A 21,311-nucleotide genomic window follows, 5' to 3' on the forward strand; every position below is an offset into this window, starting at 1 on the left:
ACACCCCGGGAGACCTCACCCATGAAGCCGCTCACCCTGCCCTCCGGCTGGAAGCTGTTCGCCGCCCTTGCTGCCCTGACCTTGCTCATGACCGCCGCTGTACTGCTCAGCTACCCGCCCGGTGCGGATGGCTTGCGCAGCGCCATCCGCGCCACCGCACGCAGCTCTTTCGCATTGTTCCTGCTGGCCTTCCTGGCCTCGTCGCTCGTCACGTTCCTGCCCGGCAACGGCAGCCGTCGCTTGCTCCGCGAGCGACGCTACCTGGGTCTGGCCTTCGCCTTCTCGCATACCGTGCATGGGCTGTTGATCTACCGCTACGCCCAGCAATTCCCGGAGCTGTTCTGGGCAGGGCGGACGGTCACCTCGAGTCTGCCGGGAAGCATTGGCTACTTGTTCCTGCTACTGCTCACCCTGACCTCGTTCAAGGCACCGGTGCGCCTGCTCGGCGGCCGCGCCTGGAAGGTCCTGCACAGTAGCGGCATGTGGGTGCTGGCCGGGGTGTTCTGCCTGTCGTTCTACAAGCGCATCCCCATGGGCGGCTGGTACCCGCTGGCCTTCGCCCTGATCTTCAGCGCCATCGCTTTCAAGCTCACCGCCAAGCTGGCCCAACAGCAACGCCGTACCGCCTCTGCCCTTTCCTGAACGAGATGATCACCATGACCACGCTGACACGTACCTTCTCCACCTTCGATCGCTTTGGCAGCTGGAGTGCCGACCTGCCGTTGCGGCTGTTCCTGGCCTGGGAATTCTTCGAGTCCGGCATGGAGAAATTCAACGGTAGCAACTGGTTCGGCGATCTGCAGTCGAATTTTCCGTTCCCGTTCAATGTGCTGCCAGCGGAGCTCAACTGGCAGTTGTCGATGTGGGCGGAGCTGCTGCTCCCCCTGCTGCTGTTGCTTGGTCTGGGCACACGGCTGGCATCGGCCGGGCTGATGGTGGTGACCGTGGTGGCGATTGCGGCCGTGCACTGGCCAAGCCACTGGTCGAGCCTGGCAGAACTGGCCCAGGGCTATGCCATCACCGACCAGGGCTTCGGCAACTTCAAGCTGCCGCTAATCTATCTGATCGCCCTGCTGCCGCTGCTGCTCAAAGGCTCGGGGCGCTTGAGCCTGGACCACTGGATCAGGAACCGCGTATTGGGGTAAGGACCAGGGGGCTGCCTGGCAGCCCCCTCCAGCCGTCATCGCGTACAGATGACGACGCCCTGCTCACGCAGATTCTCAACGCAGCGCCGGACAATCCAAGTCTGTTATGGGTATGAGTCATGGTAAAGCTCCACTCTGGTCAGGAAGAGGAGCTATTCAACCGTGCTCAAGGCTCGGCCCATAACGCCGGATTCGGCTACTCATTTACGACCTCACCAACCATTGGCAACGGTTGGCGCCACTCAATCATCCAACGGCTTTGGAGGTGCCGCTGGTTTGGCCGGTTTCGCAGGTTTCGCGGATTTGCTGTCCTTTGCCTTGGGTTCGGCTACAGCAGCCGCTACAGGCTCTGGTGCAGTCGCTGCTTTTTCGCTTGCGGGCAGCTCGTCGACCGCCTTGAAGATCACTTGCGGGTCGATCTTATCGCCTGACTCATCATCCTTGAGCACATGACGCTCACCGTCCAGGCCCACCAGGATCACCTTGGTGCCCTTGCTCGCGCCCAGCTTGAGTTCGCGAATCAAGGCCATCGTGGTCTGTTGCTCGAGGTTCTTGTCCTCACGCTTGCCCATCATCTGGGCAACGCTGAACAGCACCAGGTTGCGCTCCTTGAATCCCGCCTGGGTCGCCGGGTCCTTGAGGGCCTCGTTCAAACCTCGCAGTGTGGGGTCGGCACTGCTTGGAGCGATGACGACCAATGGCCTGGCCTTGCCCAGTTCCTTGGCCAGCGGCGCATCACTGTCGGCCGCTAGCAGCGGACCGGCAACAGCGAGCAAGATGGCGAGGGTCAGTGAGCGGACGAGCATGCAAATCTCCTTATTCTCTCGATAAACCAAAGACTACAGATCATGGAGAAAGATCCGACGTGCGAGACTAAACCAACTGACCCGGCGGATCTCTGACACATAAGTAACTTCGCATGTCCCCCAAGTCGCTGCCAAACGCAAATGCCGGTACTCGACCTGAGCATAGTTCATCAATGCACCTTCGTATTCCCTGCAGCGCTCTCGCCGTGCCTGCACAAGCCTGCACGAGAACGAAAACGCGAGGCCACCGCTGCCGTCATCCAGAACGTCCGGCCTTACTGTCACGGGGTTGCCGGCGCAACCATGACCGCCGTCAAGTGCTGGCTCAAGGCTTCCCGGGTAAGCTGCTTGTAGATGTTGAGCTCCCGCTGCTGCACGCGATCCTGCAGAAGATTGAATGCTTGGGCTGTCGCCTGGCGTGCCTCCAGTGCTTCTCGTTCTTCGTGAAAGACCTGCGGCACCTGCAAGCGCCCGGGATAGGTTTGCGCCAGGTAATCGCGCCAGAAACGCGTCGTCGCCAGGTAATCGACCAACGCATCCCTGGACTGCGCACTTCTGACGAAATTTGCGCCCGCGCGCAGGTCCGTGCGCGACAGGTTGGCCACACCAGGGTTGAGCATCTCGTCGTGCTCGATGGGCAAATCCAGCTGGTCAGCCAGCCCCAGGCGATAAGACAGGGCGAACTCCAGCGATTCCTCAGGCCTGCCCACTCGAATGGCATGCAGCCCTGCCACTTCATCGAGCATGTCCAGCCGCCAGCATTGCCCACCCAGGCGCAGCAGTTCCCGCACCTGATTGTCGGGTATGTCGCGGTTGAGGGCCTTCCAGACACGGACGCGCACTTCAAGGTCGCTGAAGCGCAGTGTGGCGTTGTCCTGACAGTGCTCAGTCAGTGCATTCTCATAGAGTTCGGTTCGTAACGCAGGTCGTTCGCTCATATAGTCGAGCATGCGCAGCACGCGCATTGCCAGGTACCGAGAAAGAAATTCACTCTGAAAATCCGCCGAAGTCGTCAAACGTTCCAACAAATGAAAGAAATCCCGAGAGGCGGGATTGCCATACAACTTGCCCCAGAGATTGGCCAGGTGATCTCGCTCGTTGTCTAACACCAGGTCCAGCCAGCGCTGCTTCACGGGTACCTGGCTATCGAGCATTTCACTCCAGGCATCCTCCACCCCCTGCAGCGGGTTGTCGGCCAATCTGACCCGGCCGAAACGCCACAGCGCAGAACGATAGAAACCGAATGGCAGCGAACGGATCGCGTTGTCTCCTACATCAAGTGTGTGCAAGCTCCTAGCCTCCATCACGCCAACGGGGATCGCAGTCAATCGCGTATTGCGCAGCATCAAGGCATTGAGGCTGGACATCCGGGCGATGGAAATCACCCGTTGCAACGGATTGTGGGATAGATTCAGGTAGATCAGACGCTGACAGCTGGCGAGCAGCTCAGCCCCATCGTCGTCCAGGCTCATCTGGTTACCCGACAGGTCGAGGATGCGCAGGCGCTGTGTCATCTGCGCTGTTATCGGCAAATGGGTCAGCCGGCAATTGGTAATGCTCAGGGATTCCAACGCATCGAATGCGCGCAGGAAGCTGTCAGGCACACGGCGTATCTGCACTGATCGCAGCGCCAGGTCCGATACATGTGAAAAACGAACCCCCTGCGGAATATCGGGCAACTCGTCCAGGTTACTGTGGTAGGTGCTCAAGAGATATTCCGCACTCTCTTCTGCCGCTACTAACTGCTTAGGTATCAGATACCGCCAGCACGCGATCAGCCCTCGCGCAAATTCCCGACGCGCTTTCCAGTTCCAGCCCTTGAGCGTCGAAATACGCCAGACGCCAAGGGCCTTGCGCAGGGTGTTGAGCTGACGCTTCAGAGCGACCAACTCGGCCCCCGGATCACGCTGCGCTTGGCGCAAATGGGTCAGCCATAGCTCGACGTCCTCGTCATCGAAGCCGGGGTACAGATCGCGCAATTCTGCAGCGAGGTTTCTCACCGCGCCCCGCCCGCGATGAAACCGCTGCCGCCAGCCACTCAACGGGTAGCCGACCCGGCCGTTGGCCAGACGCTGCGGCGCGTTGAAAGCAGCAGTGTCCTGGACGATGTCGAGCAACTCTGCGATCACTTCCCGCCGCTGAGCAACCCGGCTTGCCATTTGCGATCGGAGCTGCCGGACAAAGGGCTCCCCCATAGCCAGTGCAGCGCGTTGCTCATAGGTATACCCGGCAGCCAACTGCTCAAATAACTCTCCTGGCTCCCCCAGCGCCTGCTCCCGTTCATCAAACAGTTGATACGCCCCGGCCCGATAGCGAAGACGCAAGGTGCGTCCCTGGCCGTTATTGCCCAACAAGGGCGCCGCCAGGTCGCCTTCGAACAGCTGCCAATGCGGCCCTTTTACGGCACCCGGCATTGTCTCGAGCAACTTCAGCACCACTCGGGCAAGGTCCAGGTTCTGCGGCGTATCGAACAGCAATGCCTCATGCACCCGTATGCAGCGAATACGCCTGACCAGCGCTGCGGCCGCCAGGCCCATGCCATCCTGGTCGACCGTGTCCAGTAGCGCCTCGGCCCCAAGCCGATGCAGGCTGACAAAATCCCTTTGCAGTTCCTGGGTGGCAGCCGTCACGGGATACTTTTCATAGTAAAGCTGGCCCACCAATGACCGCTGTCTGGATTCAACCAGCTCGGCCAAGCGGGCATCGGGCATCGACTCGGCTCCCTGCCATCGGCGCACTCTGGCAAGCAACACGGAGTCCGCCACCTGGCTGCCCGTGCGCAGCTGCCTGACCAGCGCCTGGACCCGGGCCACCAGCGCGACGCGGCTGACTGAATCGACCACGCAGGCCTCCGGCGCCTGGCCACAGATATGCAGCCCCCGTAAATGGCTGGCGTCCAGGCCATGAATGGCCAGCACCTGATCGATCTGTTCATCCTCAAGATGGCTGAATTCATTGCCCAGGCGACGAAACAGACGCCGGGGCTCGTCCCACTCGACAGGTTGCTCGCACCAGACGCGCCAGGCCCCAGCGCCGTTGTGTCGTAGTTGCGGGCCATGCCCTTGCTTCGGCACGATCTGCCACTGTTCGTCGCCCTGCGCCATCACTTCATAAAAATAGCCATCCATCTTCACCCAGCAACGCCCTTTCAGGCGGTAGACCCCAGTGGCATCGGCAAGGGCTTGCAGGGGCGGTGCCGCGCTGCGAAAAGGTGTCAGGTCGAAGTGCCACAGTTTCTCGCTGCCGTCCTCAAGGCGGGCCGTTGTCAAGCCATCAACCAGATGCCACTCCCGCGCTACTGCACCTGCGACCGCTGCAGTGACACCGACCATGGCCACCGTTTCGGCAATCTTCACCAGGTGTTCCAGCGCCGCCTGGGTATCGCCCTCGCGCCAGTCCTCGACGGCATGAAAAACATCTTTGAGCATGTCCCAGACCATCACCGCGCTGAGCAAGGCGCCAATGCCGGGAACGAACAGACCTGCGAGGTTGGCCACGGCCCAGGCGGCCGCGATCAGGCGGTCGTGCTCGGCCTGGCGCTGACTGTCGTCGATGACCTTCACGGGCACCGCAATGAACGCCGCATCATCCTTGATCCGGTCTATGCAGGCCTGCGCCAGATGGTCGAACAACGGCAATGGGTAGGCAGCCATGTGCTGGTCCATGTCCCGCGACGCCCAACTGGCGACATCCATCAGCTCACTGGCAACCTTGGCAAAAAACGCTGCTTTATCTCGACGGCGGATGAACCGGCTGAAAAAGCGCTGATAGGCGTTATCTGCCAACCGTTTACCCAGAATTCGCCGGATGAACGTATCCAGATTCCGGGCGGCACTCCAGGGGCTGACCGGATCACCTGGGATGTACACCAGCACGCGCTCACTGGCGCTGAAACCCAGCAATGTCGTGGTCTGCTCGAACACCACCAACTGCTCGATCTTGCACCCGTAGACACTCAGTTGCCTGGCAATCACCGGCTTGCCTTGCAACGTGGCAGCATTCGCGCCCTGACAGATTGCGATCACTACAGCCAGCTCATCGGCCGTCAATATCCCCTCCGTCTTGGCCTTGCAGGCATCCAGCAACATCGAGGCAGCCTGCATATCCTTGATCGAAGACATGAAACTGTGGCCATCAACGGCTGGCGCAAACAGGATGGCGTCCAGATGCTGCTGATAGCGCTGGCCCAGATCAAGCTTGCGACAGCATTTGGCAAAAGCAGAAGCGCTCATCTGCTTGAACGTAATGCCATCACCCGCCACCACGCGGTCGCTGCGCGGCAGGCCACCCTCCCGGGCCTCGTCCTCGGTGAAGTTGGCCATTGCCGCGTCGAGCAAAGGGATGTCGTAGCTGTTCTTTTCCTGTTGTGGCTGGTGGCCGGTTGCAAACTCTGGCTCGGGCGCAATGCTGTAATAGAAGTGGCGCAGGAACAATGCCTCACTGTCGACCGACGCATACAGGCTGTTGCTCAGCTCGCGCTGCAACAACTGCCCGCAATACTGGCGTATGTCCTGTATCCGTCCAATCTCGTGGCTCAGACGCTGACGACAGGCGTAACTGGTTGCGAGCGCATCAAGCACAGTCCTGAGTTGCTCGGCAGTCAGTGACGGAGCTGCAGGTGGCTGCCCAGGCGTGTTGCTGGCGACGCGCAAGTCGCGGATCCAGGCCGGCAGGCGAGCGGCAATCAAGCCATCCTGAAAGCCTTGCTCCAGCGCCAGGTTGGCCGAGCGCATGGATGTCTGGTAATCACTGCTGTGCATGGCACACCTCCGAATGTCTGGAGGTGAGACGCTAATCGTCGGCGGTGGCCGCCAAGTACTAGATAGCTACCCCGCTGTCAGAACAACAGCAGCTGGCGATCAGTCAAGGCAGCGAAATCATCGCCGACGAAGGGCAGGATGGCATCCGCCACTGGCTGCAGCTGGCGGCTCAGGTAGTGCTCGTAGTCGATCGGGGCCTGCAGGTTCTCCAATGGCTCGGGGCCAGCGGTGGTGATCAGGTAGCTGATCCAGCCGCCGCGCTGGTACTGCCTGGGGCGTCCGACACGGCTGTTGTAGTCGTCCGCCAGGCGTGCGGCGCGCACGTGAGGCGGAACGTTGCGCTGGTAATCGGCCAGTGGCCGACGCAGGCGCTTGCGGTACACCAGCAGCTCATCGAGCTCGCCCGCCAGGGTCTGTCGCACGTACTCGCGCAGGTAATCACGATACGGCTGGCCGCGGAAGATCCGCCCGTACAACTCCTGCTGAAAACGCTGGGCCAGTGGCGACCAGTCGGTGCGCACCGACTCCAGGCCCTTGTAGACCATGTCTTCGCGGCCATCGGCTCGCTGTACCAGGCCGGCATAGCGCTTCTTGCTGCCCTCGTCGGTGCCGCGGATGGTCGGCATCAGGAAACGCCGGTAGTGCACCTCGAACTGCAGCTCCAGCGCACTGTCCAGCTTCAGGGTAGCCTGCAGGTGCTCGCGCCACCACGCGTTGACCTGCGCCACCAGATTACCGCCAATCCGGGCCGCGGCCTCTTCGCCATGGGCGCCCTTGAGCCAGACGAAGGTGGAGTCGGTGTCCCCGTAGATCACCTCATAGCCCTGCGCCTCGATCAGGGCGCGAGTCTGGCGCATGATCTGGTGGCCACGCATGGTGATCGACGAGGCCAGCCGCGGGTCGAAAAAGCGGCAACCGCTGGAGCCAAGCACGCCGTAGAAGGCATTCATGATGATTTTCAGCGCTTGCGACAGCGGTGCGTTGCCCTCACGCTTTGCCGCCTCCCGGCCCTGCCATACGCGCTCGACGATGGCCGGCAGGCAGTGTTCGGTGCGCGAAAACCGCCCACCGCGAAAGCCTTCCACCGAGTGCTCATCATCGGGCAGGCGCAAGCCCTCCACCAGGCCCACCGGATCGATCAGGAAGGTGCGGATGATCGACGGGTACAGGCTCTTGTAGTCCAGCACCAGCACCGAGTCGTACAGCCCCGGGCGAGAATCCATGACGAAGCCGCCGGGGCTGGCCTCGTCCGGGCGGCTGCCGAGGCTGGGCGCGACAAAGCCCAGGCGGTGCATGTGCGGGATATACAGGTGGCAGAATGCGGCGACCGAGCCGCCACTGCGATCTACCGCCAGGCCGGTGACCGACGAGCGCTCCAGCAGGAAGTCGAGCAACCGGGTATGGGCAAAGATGCGGGTGACCAGCTCGCAATCCTTGAGGTTGTAGCGGGCGAGCGCCGGTTTGTCTTCGGCAAAGCGACGGTTGATTTCGTCCATGCGTTGGTAGGGCGTGTCGATGGCCTTGCCCTCGCCGAGCAGAGTCTGAGCGACATTTTCGAGGCTGAAGGAGGGGAAGCTCCAGGTCGCCGAACGCAATGCTTCGATGCCGTCGATCAGCAGGCGCCCCGGGGCATCGGCGAAAACGTGGCCACCTCCGGCATGGCTGCGCAAGGTCATCGGCGCCCCGTTGCGCCCCAGCGCCAGCGGCACCTGCAGCACCTTGGCGTGCTCGTGCAGCAGGCGCAGGTCGAACTGGATCAGGTTCCAGCCGATGATTGCGTCCGGGTCATGTTCGGCCATCCACTGGTTGAGGCAGGTCAGCAACTCGGCGCGGTCATCGCAGTAGTGCAGGTCGAAATCGACGCCATCGTCATCACCATTGGCCGGCCCCAGCATGTACACCTGGCGCTGGCCGCAGCCTTCCAGGGCGATGCTGTACAGCTCGCCGCGCTCGCTGGTCTCGATGTCCAGCGATGCCAGGCGCAACGTCGGGCGGTAACCCTGCAATGGCTTGAGCTGGGCCTCGCAGTACACGCCCTGCTCGTCGCGCTGGCCGGTGAACTGCACCGGGGCGGTAATGAAACGCTCCATCAGATAGCGCTCCGGCGGGCGGATATCGGCTTCAAAGACGTCGATACCGGCCGTGCGCAGGCGTTGCTCCAGTTGCATCAGCTGACGGTGCTGGCGGGTGTAGAGGCCGAGCATGGGGCGCTGGTCGAAGTCCTTCAGGTGCAGCGGCTTGAGTTGCACGCCCTGCTCCTTGGCCAACAACACCCGGGCGTGCTCGGCCTGCGCCTGCGGGATGAAGGCAACCGATTCCTGGGGACCCAGGCGCAACAGCCGTGGCCCGGCTTCGGTGGCCAGCCAGAATTCCACGCAGGTGCCCTCGGGCGTGTCATGCCAATGCCGGGTGAGGACAAAACCCTGCTGCAACTCCACCGCGTCGACCTCTGCTTAAAAGGACGATTCTACGCTAGCGTGGTCCTGCCACGAAGCCGCTTGTGCGGGCTGCCAGCACCGCCAGCACCGCCATTGCGATCAGCGCCAGCACCACGCTGCCAAATGCCTCGACGCCCACGCCGGCGAGCAACATGCCACCAACGATCCCGCCCAGGGCAATGGCGCTGTTCCATACCGTCACCAGCATCGACTGCGCGACATCGCCGCCCTCACCCGCCGCATCAGCGCAGGCGGTCTGCAACAGGGTCGGCGCACCGCCATAGGTCAGGCCCCACAGCGCGACGCTCAGGTAGATGGCCCAGGGCGCAGCCTGCCCCAGCAACAGGGTGGCCAGGGCAAACCCTGCCAGGCTCAGCACGACCAGCTTGCGCAGGTGCCGATCGACCATCAGCCCGACCAGGCCGATGCCGGCCAGCGCCGAGAGACCGAACAGCATCAGCACCTGGCCGACTTCGGCCGTCATCCCCGCCGCCGCCAACAGCGGCACGATGTAGGTGTAGAGGATGTTGTGGCCCAGGACCCAGGCGAGGATCACCAGCAGCACCAGGGTTACCCCCGGCGTGCGCAGCACCTGCGCCGCCGACGGGCGCTGGCCGCTCGCCTGCCCCGCATAGTCCGGCACCGCCCTCAGCACCCAGAGCACCAGCAGCAGCGCCGCCAGCGTGACCACGGCAAAGGTGGCGCGCCAACCCAGCCCGGCGCCCAGCCAGGTCGCGATCGGCAAACCCAGCGACAAGGCAATCGGCTGGCCGAGCATGGCCACCGCCATCGCCCGCCCCTGCAGGGCCGCCGGCACCATGCGCCGGGCATGCCCGGCGATCAGGCCCCAGGCCAGCCCCGCAGCGGCGCCAGTGAGAAAGCGCAGCAACAGGGTCAGGGTGTTGGAGGGCGACACAGCAGTCAGGCCGTTGAACAGCACGAAACCGACGATCGCCAGCAGCAGTGCCCGGCGCCGGTACCAGCCCTGGGTCAGGGTCACCAACGGGATAGCCGTCAGCAAGGAGCCGAGTGCGTAGGCCGTCACCCATTGCCCGGCCATGGCCTGGCTGATGTGCATGCCATCGGCGATCTGGTCGAGCAGGCCCGCTGGCAAGGTTTCGCTGAGGATGGCGATGAAGCCGGTCATGGCCAGTGCCAGCAGGCCGCTCATGGGCAGGCGCTCGGCGTGGGTCAGGGGAACAGTCGATGTCTGGGACATTGCAGGATGCCTTGTGGTTTCGATCAAGGCCGACAGTCTGCAAGACCCGCCATTACGGAAAAAGACGGTTACAATGCCACTCACCCAGGACGTGGATGTCCGTAATCAGGAGCATAGGATGGACAGCCTCAGCGGCTTCGTGGTCTTCAACCGGGTTGCCGAAACCCGCAGCTTCGTCACCGCCGGCCAGTCGCTGGGCATCAGCGCCTCGGCCGTTGGCAAGCGTGTGGCGCGCCTGGAGAGCCGCCTCGGTGTGCGCCTGTTCCACCGCAGTACCCGCAGCATTACCCTGACCGCCGAGGGCACGCTGTTTCTCGAGCGCAGCCGGCGCATCCTGGCCGAGATCGAAGCCACCGAACAGGCACTGTCGCAGGCCAGCGAAACACCGCGCGGCCGCCTGCGCGTGAGCCTGCCGCAGGTGACCGGGCTGGTGATGCCAGCCCTGGCCGAGTTCATGGAGCGCTACCCGCAGGTGGAGCTGGACCTGGAGTTCACCGACCGCATGGTCGATATCGTCGGTGAAGGTTTCGATGTGGTGATGCGCGGCGGTCAGCCGTTGGACTCGCGGCTCAATGCCAAGTTTCTCGGGCACTTCCAGCATTGCCTGGTGGCCTCGCCCGAGTACCTGCACGCCCGTGGCACGCCGCAGCACCCGCGCGAACTCAGTGCACATACCTGCCTGCACTACCGTTTTCCCAGCAACGGCAAGCTGGAAATCTGGCCGCTGCGCCAGGAGCACCCGGAACAGGGTTACGACATCCCCATCTCGATGGTCTGCAACCATGTCGAGACGCGTATCTGCTTCGCCCTCAACCACCGTGGCATCACCTGCCTGCCGGACTTCAGCGTGCGCCGCGAACTGGCCGCGGGGTCACTGGTCAGCGTGCTCGACGATTTCATCGAACGGCGTGGCAGCTTCTACCTGCTGTGGCCGTCCGGGCGCCATATGCCACCCAAGCTGCGAGTGTTCATCGACTTCATGCTGGAGCGCGTGTTCAGCCGTACAGGTAGTTGATGTCCTTGTAGCTTAGCGGCGGCACCTGGCCGAGCAGGTAGTCGCGCAGCTTGTGCATCTGGCGTGCCTTGGGGCTGCTCTTGAGCCAGGTCATGTAGTAGCCGTCACCGGTCGACACTGCGTGCTTGAACGGCGTCACCAGGCGCCCGGCCGCGAGGTCGGCACTGGCCAGCACCAGGTCGACCACGGAAATACCGAGGCCCTGCTGCGCGGCCGAGATGCCCTGGTCGAGGGTGTCGAACACCTGGCCCTGGTCGATGCTGATGTCCAGCGCATCCATGCGCGCCAGCCAGCGCCGCCAGTCACGGCGGTCCGGTGACGGGTGGAGGAATTCACATTGGCGCAGGTCGGCCAGCTCCGGCTGCGCCTGCGCCATGTAGTCCGGGGCGCACACCGGGATCAGCCACTCATCGAACAGCTTCACGCTCTCGACGTCGGCCGGGAAACGGCCGTTGGCCAGGAGGATGGCGCAGTCGTAGGGCTCGGAGTAGAAGTCCACCGAGTCGATGTCCATCCATACGCTCGACAGCTGCACGCTGCAGTTGTCTTCGAGCTTCTTGAAACCGTCCAGCGCCCGCAGCAGCCAGCGCACGGTCAGCGTCGAGGGAGCTTTCAGACGCAGCCCATAGCGGTCCTGACGCAGCAGCGCACAGGCGTTCTCGATGATCTTGAAACCGACCTTGAGCTCCTGGGCCAGCAGCCGACCATGCTCGGTGAGGCTCAACTTGGGGCCGCGGCGTTCGAACAGGTCGCAGCCGAACATGGATTCGAGCGTCTTGATGTGATGGCTGACCGCGCCCTGGGTCAGGGCCAGCTCTTCGGCGGCCCGGGTGAACGAGCCGTAGCGTGAGGCAACCTCGAAGGCACGCAAGGCGTGCAGTGCTTGAATCCGTTCCGACATGATGCCCTCGAAGCATGAGTGAGACTAATAGTAGGTCATAGTTCCACGCGTTTTACAACGTGAAGAGCGTCTCAGAAAATGCAGGTAAATAACAAAGATAAGTAACCAACCTGCCTGCATATGAGTGGAACTCTCACTTACTTTAATCTCCTGGGGAAATCATGTTTACGGTTTATGGAAACTGCTATCGCCTGGATGCGCTAGAGCTGGCCGATGAACATGTACGGAACACTCAGCACTGGACGCGACAAACCCTACAACATTTTCGCAGCGTACTCGCCAACCCCGACTTTCCGTGCCTGTTCGGGCGCAAGGCGGTAGCTGGCGCATCCTGCCACATCCTGTTCGCCCGTGCCGAACAACTGGCCGATGATATCGCTCAGGGCCTGGCCGACTATATCCGTACCATAACGCCTGTGCCGATCAAGCAACGCATCGGCAGCCCGCTGGTGGTGTTTCTCGAAACGGCCGCCGACAGCAGCCTGGCCGAGCAACAGGCACTGGCCTGGAAAGTCCTGCGCGGGGTCCATGCCCGTGACCCGCATCCGTGGCCGCAGGCGATCCCGACCGACCCCCACGACAATGCCTGGTCGTTCTGCTACGCCGGCATGCCGCTGTTCATCAACATGAACTTCCCCGGCCATCAGCAGATGAAAAGCCGCAATCTCGGCCCGCACATCACCTTCGTCATCAACCCGCGGGAGAACTTCGACGAAGTGGCCAACGCCAGCACCGAAAGCGGGCAACGCATTCGTGCCCGCATTCGTGATCGCGTACGCCATTACAACGACGGGGTCATGCCCGAAACCCTGGGCTTCTTTGGCCAGGACGACAACTACGAATGGAAGCAGTACCAACTGCAGGAAGCAGGCTCGCTCAATCCGTCGCGCTGCCCCTTTCATGCCCATGCACACGCCCACGCGACACCCGACACTCTGATCGAGAACTGACCGTGAATACCGCCCTGACTCTGACTTATGCACTCACCGTCCTGCTGCTGATCGCCACCCCCGGCCCGGTGGTGGCACTGATCGTCAACACCGCTGCGGCCTCCGGCTCGCGCAAGGCAATGTTCACCGCCGTCGGCACCAACTGGGCGTCACTGGTGCTGATCGGTGCCGCCGCCTGGGTCATCCTCACCAGCGCAGCCATCGACAAGGCCTGGCTCAGCGGCATGAGCCTGCTGGGCTGCCTGTTCATCGGCTATATCGCCGTGGGTACCTTGCGCGAGTGCCTGCAGGCGCCTGTCGCCGACGAGGCCGAACTTCAGCCAGCCAAGCCCGGCCGCGGCGGTTTGTGGCAAGGCTTCATGGTGGGCATTTCCAACCCGAAGGACATCATCTTCTTCATCGCTTTCTTTCCGCAGTTCATCCAGATCACCGAGTCGTTCGGCAAGAGCATGGTGGTGCTCTCGCTGCTGTGGGTGCTGATCGATTTCGCCGTGCTCAGCCTGTACATCTTCGCCATCGGCAAGATCACCTCGCAGCGCAGCAACCGCCTGATTTCCCTGGCCTCGGGGGTCGTCCTGCTGCTGATCGCCGCCGGTGGCCTGGCCTATAACCTCAAGGAACTGGCGGGCTGAAGCCCTGCACCGCCGCACGCCAGCCGAGAAGGAGCGCCCATGACACGGTCCCTAACCGCCACGCACGCCCTGGGCCTCGCTTCGCCACTTCATCATGACTACCAGCGTTTTCTGCTGCTGGGCAACCGCCGCGCCCCCCACACTCTGCATGTGCATGAAAGCGGCTACCGCTCCGGCACCATCAACACCGATGCCTTTGGCCTGCGCTACAGCCATTGCGCCGGCAAGCGCTTCTCGGCCGCCGAACGCGGCAGTGCACCGCGCATCAACCTGCTGGTCGGCGGTTCGACCGCCCTGGGTATCGGCGCCAGCTCCGATGAACATACGGTGGCCTCGCACCTGTCGATGCTGACCGGTGAGGTATGGCTGAGCCTGGCCGGCTGCGGGCTCAATGCCAGCCAGGAACTGCTGCTGTTCCTGACCCACCAGCACCGCCTGGGCGAAGTGGGCCATGTGGTACTGCTCAGCGGCCTCAACACCTTGGCCCATGAAGCCCTCGGCGAAGTCCTGGCCGGCCCGCACGACCCACAACAGGCCAAGGCTCACCAGGCTTACCTGAACAGTTTCAACGAGGGCATGCCGCCAGTTGGCCCGGCTCGCCGCGAGTCGTTGTGGCAGCGCCTGGGTCAGGCACTGGCACCACGGCGTCACGAACCTGTCCCCAGCTGGTCGCTGTCCGCCCCAAAAGAACGCCTGGCACGGGCGGCCGACAGCATCGGCCGCACCTTGCGCCAATGGGAACGCATGCTGGCTGACAGCCACGCCACCCTGACCTTCATTCTCCAGCCCCTGCTGCCCTGGTGCCGGGAAACCCTGCCAGCGGGTGAACAGGCGATGCTGGCCGCCCTCAAGCAACAACCGGGGAATTTCGATCGCCTGCTCGACGGCGCGTTCGACAGCGAACTGCACATGGCTTTCTTCCGTCGCATCAAGAGCCAGGCAGACCCCGTGCCCTGCTACGACATGAACTGCATGCTCAGCAGCTCGCTGGTATTCGGTGCCGATCTGTTCGTCGACCGCCTGCACCTGAACGACCTGGGCAACAATGCCCTGGCCAAGGTGATCACCGCCAAGCTGGGGCTGGCCCAGGAACGACACGCCCAGCGCAAGGTCACACCGATCAAGCTCGTCTGACAGACGAGCGACGGGGTTTCGGTTTCGGCCCACGCTTGGCTAGAATACCCCGTCGTTCCGATTCGCCCGAGGCGTACGCGAAGTTGTGATCAATCATCAAGCCGCCCTCCCGTACCCGGCAGCCTGCCGGCGCCGTTCATTGCGCGAGGCACGCCTGTGAGCCGCGTCGCTCTGGGATCGGCACTGTTCATCGCGCTGGCCCCGATGGCCGCTAACGCGCTCGAAGTCCGTATCGACCCGCACGCCGACCTGCTCTACCGCCAGGCGCTGCCGCTGCTGGAGCAGGCCGACACGCCGGATGACAACGGCCCCCTGCGCACCGCCATGGGCGTCGACCCTGAGCTCAACCGCCAGGGCCGGGCGCTGGCACACACCCTGCCAACGGCAGTGGCCCTACTGAAAAAGTCGGTGGAACTTGGCCACCCAGTCGCGCAGTATCGCCTGGCGCTGTACTACACCACCTACCTGCCTGCAGCACAGATAGCAGATGCGGCCTGCCCGCTGCTGGAAGCCAGCCTAAGCCAAGGTTTTGCACCCCCGGCGACTGCGATTGCGACCTGGTGCCCAGACTACAATGCCAGCCCGGCCTACCGCGAAGCGCTGGAAGCGATCCCGAGCATGGCCACCCTGTATGCGCCCTACTACCCGCAGCCAGCCACCCGCCTGGCCTGCAGCCGCAGCCACCCGCAGGGGCTGGAGATGCAATGGGGGCGCCAGCGCGACTACCAGGCCGAGGTCTACCGGCTGCTGGGCGACCTCGACCCACAGCGTCGCCAGGCACTGCTGCAGAAGGCCGTGGACATCAATGGTTGCGTGGCGGCGCAGCAGCGGCTGACCAGTCTCCGCTGAGCAAGGCACAGGCCGCAAACAAGCAAGATCGTTCAAGCCATCCCCGCCACGGCTCTGTCATGCTGCCCTACCTCGCAGAATGTGTCGCAGCCATCATGTCCAGCAGTCCCCCCATCGCCCGCCAAGCTTTCCTGCACGGCGCCATCGCCATCCTGCCGCTGTCCCTGGCCGTCGCCCCCTGGGGCTTGCTCGCCGGTTCCATGGCCATCGAGGCCAACCTCAGCGCCTGGCAAGGCCAGGGTCTGTCGGCGATCGTCTTCGCCGGTGCCGCGCAACTGGTTGCCATCGGCATGCTCAAGGGCGGTGCCAACCTGCTGTCGATCCTGCTCACGACCCTGCTGCTGACGTCCCAGCACCTGCTCTATGGGTTGTCCATGCGCCCGGTGCTGTCCAGCCAGCCGTTGCGCTGGCGGCTGGGCCTGGGTTTCCTGCTCACCGACGAATTCTTCGCCCTCACCAGCCACTACGACCAGCAACAGTTCAACCGCTGGTACGCCTTGGGCGTGGGCCTGACTTTCTACGTCGCGTGGAACCTGTTCACCCTGGCCGGCATCGTGCTGGGCCAGAACATCCCGCACCTCGACCAGCTCGGCCTGGACTTCTCCATCGTCGCCACCTTCGTCGCGCTGATCGCGCCCCTGGTGCGCAACGTGGCCACCGTGGTGTGCGTGGCGGTGTCGCTGTTCTGCTCGGTGCTGTTCAGTTACTGGCACTGGGAAACCGCCTTGGTCGCCGCCGGCCTGCTGGGCATGGCTGCCGGCTTCGTCTGCCAGAAATTCACCGGAGGCCGGCCATGATCTGGCTGCTGATCTTCGCCATGGGCGCCGTGGTATTCCTCAACCGCTACGCCTTTCTGGAGCCGCGCCTGCCCTTGCGCCTGAGCTCGAACGCCCGGCAGTTCCTCGGCTTTGCCGTGCCCGGCATGCTCACGGCGATCTGTGGGCCGATCATCTTTCTGCCCGGCCACCAGCTCGACCTGAGCCCGCTCAACCCCTACCTGCTCGGTGCGCTGGTGGCCGTTGTGCTGGTGTTGTTGACCCGCAGCGTATTGCTGAGCATGCTGGTGAGCATGTTGATCTTCTTCCTGCTGCGCAGCTGGCTGGCATGAGCACGCCCCTGCGCGAACAGACCCACCTCTGGCAGGCGCCGGCCCTCGGCGACGTCGAGATGCTGCACGCGCGCTACTTCCAGCAGCGTTTCGCCCCGCATGTGCATGAAGGCTATGTGTTCACCGTGATCGAGTCGGGCGCGCAACGCTTCTGGCACCGCGGCAGCGAGCACCTGGCGCCGGTCGGCAGCATGGTGCTGATCAACCCGGACGAACTGCACACCGGCGCCACCGCCCACGAAGCCGGCTGGCGCTACCGCGGTTTCTATCCGGAGCATGAACGGGTTACCGGCGTGCTCGACGAACTGGAACTGGGCCGGCACGGCATGCCGCGCTTCAAGGACAGCGTGATCCAGGACCCGGCCCTGGCCCGGGCCTTCAGCCAGCTGCATCAGCTGTCGGAAGCCGGCGCCAGCGCCCTGGAGCAACAGACCGCCTGGCGCCAGGCGGTGCTGGCGCTGGTGCAGCGCCATGGCCACTGCCCGGAACCCACGGCCCCCGGCAACGAACCGCTGGCGGTAGCGCGTGCGCGGGAGCTGCTGGAAAGCCAGTTGGCGGACCCGCCGTCACTGGAGGCCCTGGCAGCTGCGGTCAATCTTTCGCCGTTCCACTTTGCCCGGGTGTTCCGCCAGGCCACCGGCCTGCCGCCCCATGCCTGGCTGAAGCAAAGGCGCCTGGCACGGGCACGGGAATTTCTGAAAAGCGGCCTGGCAGCCTCTGACGTTGCCTTTACCCTGGGTTTTGCCGACCAGAGCCACTTGAGCCGGCAGTTCAAACAGGCCTTTGGCGTCACGCCGGGCGCCTACCGCAGCGCCTGCCTGCACAACTAGCGCCTGCGACGCCAGGCCTCAGGCAAGCTGGCCAGCCACTGCTACACTGACAGTGCAGAACGGAGGATCTGTCATGTCCGAAAGAGAGCTCACCACCCTGATATCGCTGATGAACCAGCGCCAAGCCTGCCTGAGCAGTGCCTGCAAGGAAATTGCCGACTGGATCGACCGCCAGGGCGATGTGCCCGCTGCGGGCAAGATCCGCGCCAGCCTCAAGGCGTTGGAGGCCGATGAGGCCCAGGTTCGCAAGACCCTGACCTCGCTGACCCTCGAAAGGCCGCTGCCACGCTTCCGTAGCTGAAGCGCGCGGCACAATGAAGAAGGGCCGCTTACGCGGCCCTTTCGTCGGTCAGTGGTTCATGTGCATGTGGTCATGCCCACCGCCGGCCTCGGCGTTGAGTGGGCGCACTTCTGCCTGCACCTCGACGGTTTCCTTGGTGCCCTTGGCATCTTCGATGGTCAGGGTCAGCGGTACCTTCTCGCCTTCCTTCACTTGCTGGGTCAGGCCCATCAGCATCACGTGGTAGCCATTGGGGTCCAGGCTCACCGGCTTGCCCGCAGGCAGCTCCACGGCCTTCACTTCCTTCATGCCCATCACGTCGCCGTTCATGGTCATTTCGTGCACCTGCACGGTCTTGGCCACTGGCGAGGCCACGCCGACCAGCTTGCTGTCGGTGCTGGCGGTCAGGGTCATGAAGGCGCCAGTGGACGGCTGGTGCGGCACGCTGGCGCGTACCCAGGCGTCGCTCACGGCGGTCTGCGCCAAGGCCGGCAGGGCCAGGCCCATCAGTACCAGGGCGGCTAGGCCGCGCTTGATTGGTTGCATCGACATTCAGCAGATCTCCATGAGGGTAGCCAGGTCTTCAGCGCATTCCTTGGCATTCAGCGAATGGCCCAGGCTCAGGCGCAGGGTGCCACGTGTATCGTAGACGTAGCTGGTGGACGAGTGAGAGATGGTGTAGGTGTCACCGGCCGGGACCTTTTCGTAGAACACCTTGAACTCCTTGGCCACCGCAGCGATTTCTTCCGGGGTGCCGGTCAGGGCGGTGAACGACGGGTCGAAGGCCTTGACGTAGGCGTCGAGCACCTCCGGGGTGTCGCGTTCCGGGTCTAGGGTGATGAACACCACCTGGAAGATCTCGCGGTCGCGGCCCCTGAGCAGCTTCTTGATCTGTGCCGCACGCGCCAGGGTGGTCGGGCAGACGGCCGGGCACTGGGTGAAACCGAAGAAGATCATCGGCATGCTGCCGTAGAAGCTCGACAGGGTGCGGACATTGCCCTGGGGGTCCTTGAGGCTGAACTTGCGCCCAAGGATCTCGTTGCTCATGTTCTTGCCGTACTTGAACTCGAGCCCCCGGGCCGGGTTGCAGCCTGCCAGCAGGCCGAGCCCGAGAACGCCCATCCCGGCGACAACAGCGCGCCGGGTAAACTGATCATTCATTGAACCATCCTTTACAGGGAAGGTGCCGGCCCTCGGGACGGGCCGGCCGAAAAACCGGGGCATTCTGGCACGACACCCGGTGGGCTTCTACCCGACCAAGGCGGTGATGGCCCGCAGCCCTTTGAATACGGGCTGCGGCCTGTTGTCGCAGGGGTTGAAACCGTAACACTTTGTTGCTAGGCATTGACCCTGAAGAACAACTGCCTGTCACAACTCTTGCAGCACTGCGCGGTCAGTGTGGGAGCGGCCTTGTGTCGCGAAAGGGCCGCAAAGCGGCCCCAGCGATATTAGCTTCGACGCTGAAATCCTGGGGCTGCTGCGCAGCCCTTTCGCGACGCAAGGCCGCTCCCACAACAAAGCCGCACCGATAGCTGGATCAGTAGTACGCGTTCTCTTTCTGGGTGTGGTCAGTCACGTCACGCACGCCCTTGAGCTCTGGAATGCGCTCGAGCAGGGTGCGCTCGATACCTTCCTTGAGGGTCACGTCGGCCTGGCCGCAGCCTTGGCAGCCGCCACCGAACTGCAGCACGGCGATACCGTCGTCGACCACGTCTACCAGGCTAACCTGGCCGCCGTGGCTGGCCAGGCCCGGATTGATCTCGGTTTGCAGGTAATAGTTGATACGCTCGTTGATCGGGCTGTCTTCGTTGACCATCGGCACCTTGGCGTTCGGCGCTTTGATAGTCAGCTGGCCACCCATGCGGTCGGTGGCGTAGTCGACCAGCGCGTCTTCCAGAAACGGCACGCTGACTGCGTCAAGGTAGGCGGTGAAACTCTTCAGGCCGACCGGCTCGTCGTCGGGCTTCTCTTCGCCCGGCTTGCAGTAGGCGATGCAGGTCTCGGCGTACTGGGTGCCCGGCTGGGTGATGAAAATACGGATGCCAATGCCAGGCGTGTTCTGCTTGGAGAGCAGATCGGCCAGGTAATCATGGGCGGCGTCAGTAATGGTTATAGCGCTCATGGAAGTTCCTCACAGACTTGCGGCCAAGTGTACGCCAACCTGGCCTTTGTACAAAGTCCTAGTATTTGACTCGGGAAAGCGCAAAGTCCTGAGTTTGCTCCCGTGGCGCCGCCAGCCAGGCCTGCATCCGCTGGTACAGGCCGCGCTCCAGCCACTGGTAGCTGAACCACGACATTAGTCCAATGGACGGCACGCACACGGCGAACACCAGGTACGGGTTCAGGTGCAGGCGCTGGGCGGCGAACCAGCCGGCATACAGCACCAGCACGTGGATCAGGTACACCGAATAGGAACAGTCACCCAGCGCCTTGAGCAGGCGGTTGCCTTTGAAATACGGCTCCAGAGCAATGAACGCCAGCACGATCATGGCGCTTGGCACGCCCCAGTGCAGCAGGCGCTGCGAAGCGTCCAGGTGATAGATCGCATAGCCCGCCACGCCCAGCACCGCCAGTGGCAGCCACAGGCCTTCGCGGATCAGGCCGCGGCGCTGGATCACGCCCAGGCCGATACCCAGCAGGAACTCGTAGATGATGTCGTTGCTGTAGAAACGGCTGAGCACGCCCATCCGGCCGAGCACTTCACTGACCAGCAACAACGCAGCGGTCACCAGCAGCAGGTGGTGGCGCTGGCGCACCAGGAAGGCAAGGCCGAACAACAGGTAGAAGAACATCTCGAAATTCAACGTCCAGCCCACATTCAGAGTCGGGTACAAACCGTAACCGCCGGGGTTTTCCGCCGGGATGAACAGCAGCGACAGTAGCAGGTGATGCCAGTTGAAGGCCTGGTGCGGCATCCACTGGCTGAACGCCAGCAGCAGCGCCGCCATCAACGCAGTGTAGAACCAGTAGGCGGGGACGATGCGCAAGGCCCGGTTGAGCAGGAACTGACGCGGTTCGATGGGTTTGTCGCGGGTCGACAGGTAGATCACCAGCCCGCTGATGACGAAGAAGATGTCGACGCCTACGGCGCCGCGGTCGGTGAGTAGCTGGCCAATGGGGCCGGTGGCATGGAAGTCGAAGAAGATCTGCATGAAGTGGTGGCAGACCACCACCCAGGCGGCGAACGCCCGCAGTGCCTGAAGCGAATACAGCATGGAATACCTGCGATTGCCGGTGCATTGAG

20 protein-coding genes are annotated in these 21,311 nt (G+C 63.3%); 11 read left to right on the forward strand and 9 right to left on the reverse strand.

Annotation, left to right across the window (positions count from 1 at the left end):
• Positions 1–21 precede the first annotated feature (21 nt).
• Together ACLEJU_RS04270 and ACLEJU_RS04275 are read left to right on the forward strand one after the other, a co-directional pair.
• The gene (locus tag ACLEJU_RS04270; protein ID WP_435421928.1) at positions 22–642 is read left to right on the forward strand and encodes a ferric reductase-like transmembrane domain-containing protein; all 621 of its coding nucleotides are present in this window, start codon (positions 22–24) and stop codon (positions 640–642) included.
• Positions 643–656: 14 nt separating this feature from the next.
• Positions 657–1,145: an HvfX family Cu-binding RiPP maturation protein gene (locus tag ACLEJU_RS04275; RefSeq protein WP_435421929.1), complete on the forward strand. Its 489-nt coding sequence runs from the start codon at positions 657–659 to the stop codon at positions 1,143–1,145.
• Positions 1,146–1,387: 242 nt separating this feature from the next.
• On the opposite strand, the gene ACLEJU_RS04280 is transcribed toward ACLEJU_RS04275, so the two are convergent.
• From ACLEJU_RS04280 to ACLEJU_RS04295, 4 genes are all read right to left on the reverse strand, one after another.
• The gene (locus ACLEJU_RS04280) at positions 1,388–1,951 is read right to left on the reverse strand and encodes a DUF4174 domain-containing protein (RefSeq protein ID WP_435421930.1); all 564 of its coding nucleotides are present in this window, start codon (positions 1,949–1,951) and stop codon (positions 1,388–1,390) included.
• Positions 1,952–2,232: 281 nt separating this feature from the next.
• Positions 2,233–6,711, reverse strand: coding sequence for an NEL-type E3 ubiquitin ligase domain-containing protein (locus tag ACLEJU_RS04285; RefSeq protein ID WP_435421931.1), 4,479 nt, complete (start codon positions 6,709–6,711; stop codon positions 2,233–2,235).
• 77 nt (positions 6,712–6,788) lie between these two features.
• On the reverse strand, positions 6,789–9,149 hold the full coding sequence (locus ACLEJU_RS04290; RefSeq protein WP_435421932.1) for a DNA polymerase II: 2,361 nt from the start codon (positions 9,147–9,149) through the stop codon (positions 6,789–6,791).
• 34 nt (positions 9,150–9,183) lie between these two features.
• Complete coding sequence (locus tag ACLEJU_RS04295; protein ID WP_435421933.1) at positions 9,184–10,368, reverse strand: MFS transporter; 1,185 nt, start codon at positions 10,366–10,368, stop codon at positions 9,184–9,186.
• A 118-nt stretch (positions 10,369–10,486) separates the two neighbouring features.
• Here ACLEJU_RS04295 and ACLEJU_RS04300 point away from each other — a divergent pair, with 118 nt between their 5' ends.
• On the forward strand, positions 10,487–11,383 hold the full coding sequence (locus ACLEJU_RS04300; protein WP_435421934.1) for a LysR substrate-binding domain-containing protein: 897 nt from the start codon (positions 10,487–10,489) through the stop codon (positions 11,381–11,383).
• On the opposite strand, the gene ACLEJU_RS04305 is transcribed toward ACLEJU_RS04300, so the two are convergent.
• Positions 11,364–12,284, reverse strand: a complete 921-nt coding sequence (locus ACLEJU_RS04305; protein ID WP_435421935.1) for a LysR substrate-binding domain-containing protein — start codon at positions 12,282–12,284, stop codon at positions 11,364–11,366. The two genes, ACLEJU_RS04300 and ACLEJU_RS04305, sit on opposite strands and share 20 nt — an antisense overlap.
• 161 nt (positions 12,285–12,445) lie before the next feature.
• Here ACLEJU_RS04305 and ACLEJU_RS04310 point away from each other — a divergent pair, with 161 nt between their 5' ends.
• The 8 genes from ACLEJU_RS04310 (at position 12,446) to ACLEJU_RS04345 (ending at position 18,088) form a co-directional block, all read left to right on the forward strand.
• Entirely contained in the window at positions 12,446–13,234 is a 789-nt protein-coding gene (locus tag ACLEJU_RS04310) for a YqcI/YcgG family protein (protein ID WP_435421936.1), read from the forward strand.
• A 2-nt stretch (positions 13,235–13,236) separates the two neighbouring features.
• Complete coding sequence (locus ACLEJU_RS04315; RefSeq protein WP_159409804.1) at positions 13,237–13,866, forward strand: LysE family translocator; 630 nt, start codon at positions 13,237–13,239, stop codon at positions 13,864–13,866.
• Between the two features lie 39 nt (positions 13,867–13,905).
• Positions 13,906–15,000 carry a hypothetical protein gene (locus ACLEJU_RS04320; RefSeq protein WP_435421937.1) on the forward strand — a complete coding sequence of 365 codons (1,095 nt, stop codon included), beginning with the start codon at positions 13,906–13,908 and terminating at the stop codon, positions 14,998–15,000.
• A 204-nt stretch (positions 15,001–15,204) separates the two neighbouring features.
• Positions 15,205–15,849 (forward strand): sel1 repeat family protein, encoded by a 645-nt coding sequence (locus ACLEJU_RS04325; protein ID WP_435422055.1) that lies wholly within the window; start codon positions 15,205–15,207, stop codon positions 15,847–15,849.
• A gap of 95 nt (positions 15,850–15,944) precedes the next feature.
• A complete protein-coding gene (locus tag ACLEJU_RS04330) occupies positions 15,945–16,646 on the forward strand; it encodes an AzlC family ABC transporter permease (protein WP_435421938.1) in 702 nt (233 codons plus the stop codon).
• Positions 16,643–16,957, forward strand: a complete 315-nt coding sequence (locus ACLEJU_RS04335) for an AzlD domain-containing protein (protein WP_435421939.1) — start codon at positions 16,643–16,645, stop codon at positions 16,955–16,957. The genes ACLEJU_RS04330 and ACLEJU_RS04335 overlap by 4 nt, the downstream gene beginning before the upstream one ends.
• Positions 16,954–17,787 (forward strand): AraC family ligand binding domain-containing protein, encoded by an 834-nt coding sequence (locus ACLEJU_RS04340; protein ID WP_435421940.1) that lies wholly within the window; start codon positions 16,954–16,956, stop codon positions 17,785–17,787. The genes ACLEJU_RS04335 and ACLEJU_RS04340 overlap by 4 nt, the downstream gene beginning before the upstream one ends.
• Positions 17,788–17,860: 73 nt before the next feature.
• The gene (locus ACLEJU_RS04345) at positions 17,861–18,088 is read left to right on the forward strand and encodes a hypothetical protein (protein WP_012313790.1); all 228 of its coding nucleotides are present in this window, start codon (positions 17,861–17,863) and stop codon (positions 18,086–18,088) included.
• Positions 18,089–18,136: 48 nt separating this feature from the next.
• On the opposite strand, the gene ACLEJU_RS04350 is transcribed toward ACLEJU_RS04345, so the two are convergent.
• The 4 genes from ACLEJU_RS04350 to ACLEJU_RS04365 form a co-directional block, all read right to left on the reverse strand.
• Positions 18,137–18,619: a copper chaperone PCu(A)C gene (locus ACLEJU_RS04350; protein WP_435421941.1), complete on the reverse strand. Its 483-nt coding sequence runs from the start codon at positions 18,617–18,619 to the stop codon at positions 18,137–18,139.
• Positions 18,620–19,228, reverse strand: a complete 609-nt coding sequence (locus ACLEJU_RS04355; RefSeq protein WP_060511040.1) for an SCO family protein — start codon at positions 19,226–19,228, stop codon at positions 18,620–18,622.
• A gap of 376 nt (positions 19,229–19,604) precedes the next feature.
• Positions 19,605–20,189, reverse strand: coding sequence for a Fe-S biogenesis protein NfuA (gene nfuA, locus ACLEJU_RS04360; RefSeq protein WP_027919855.1), 585 nt, complete (start codon positions 20,187–20,189; stop codon positions 19,605–19,607).
• A 58-nt stretch (positions 20,190–20,247) separates the two neighbouring features.
• Positions 20,248–21,282, reverse strand: a complete 1,035-nt coding sequence (locus ACLEJU_RS04365) for an acyltransferase family protein (RefSeq protein ID WP_435421942.1) — start codon at positions 21,280–21,282, stop codon at positions 20,248–20,250.
• Positions 21,283–21,311 lie beyond the last annotated feature (29 nt).

Origin of the sequence: Pseudomonas sp. SMN11 (assembly GCF_052041945.1) — a bacterium.
Lineage (GTDB): Bacteria > Pseudomonadota > Gammaproteobacteria > Pseudomonadales > Pseudomonadaceae > Aquipseudomonas.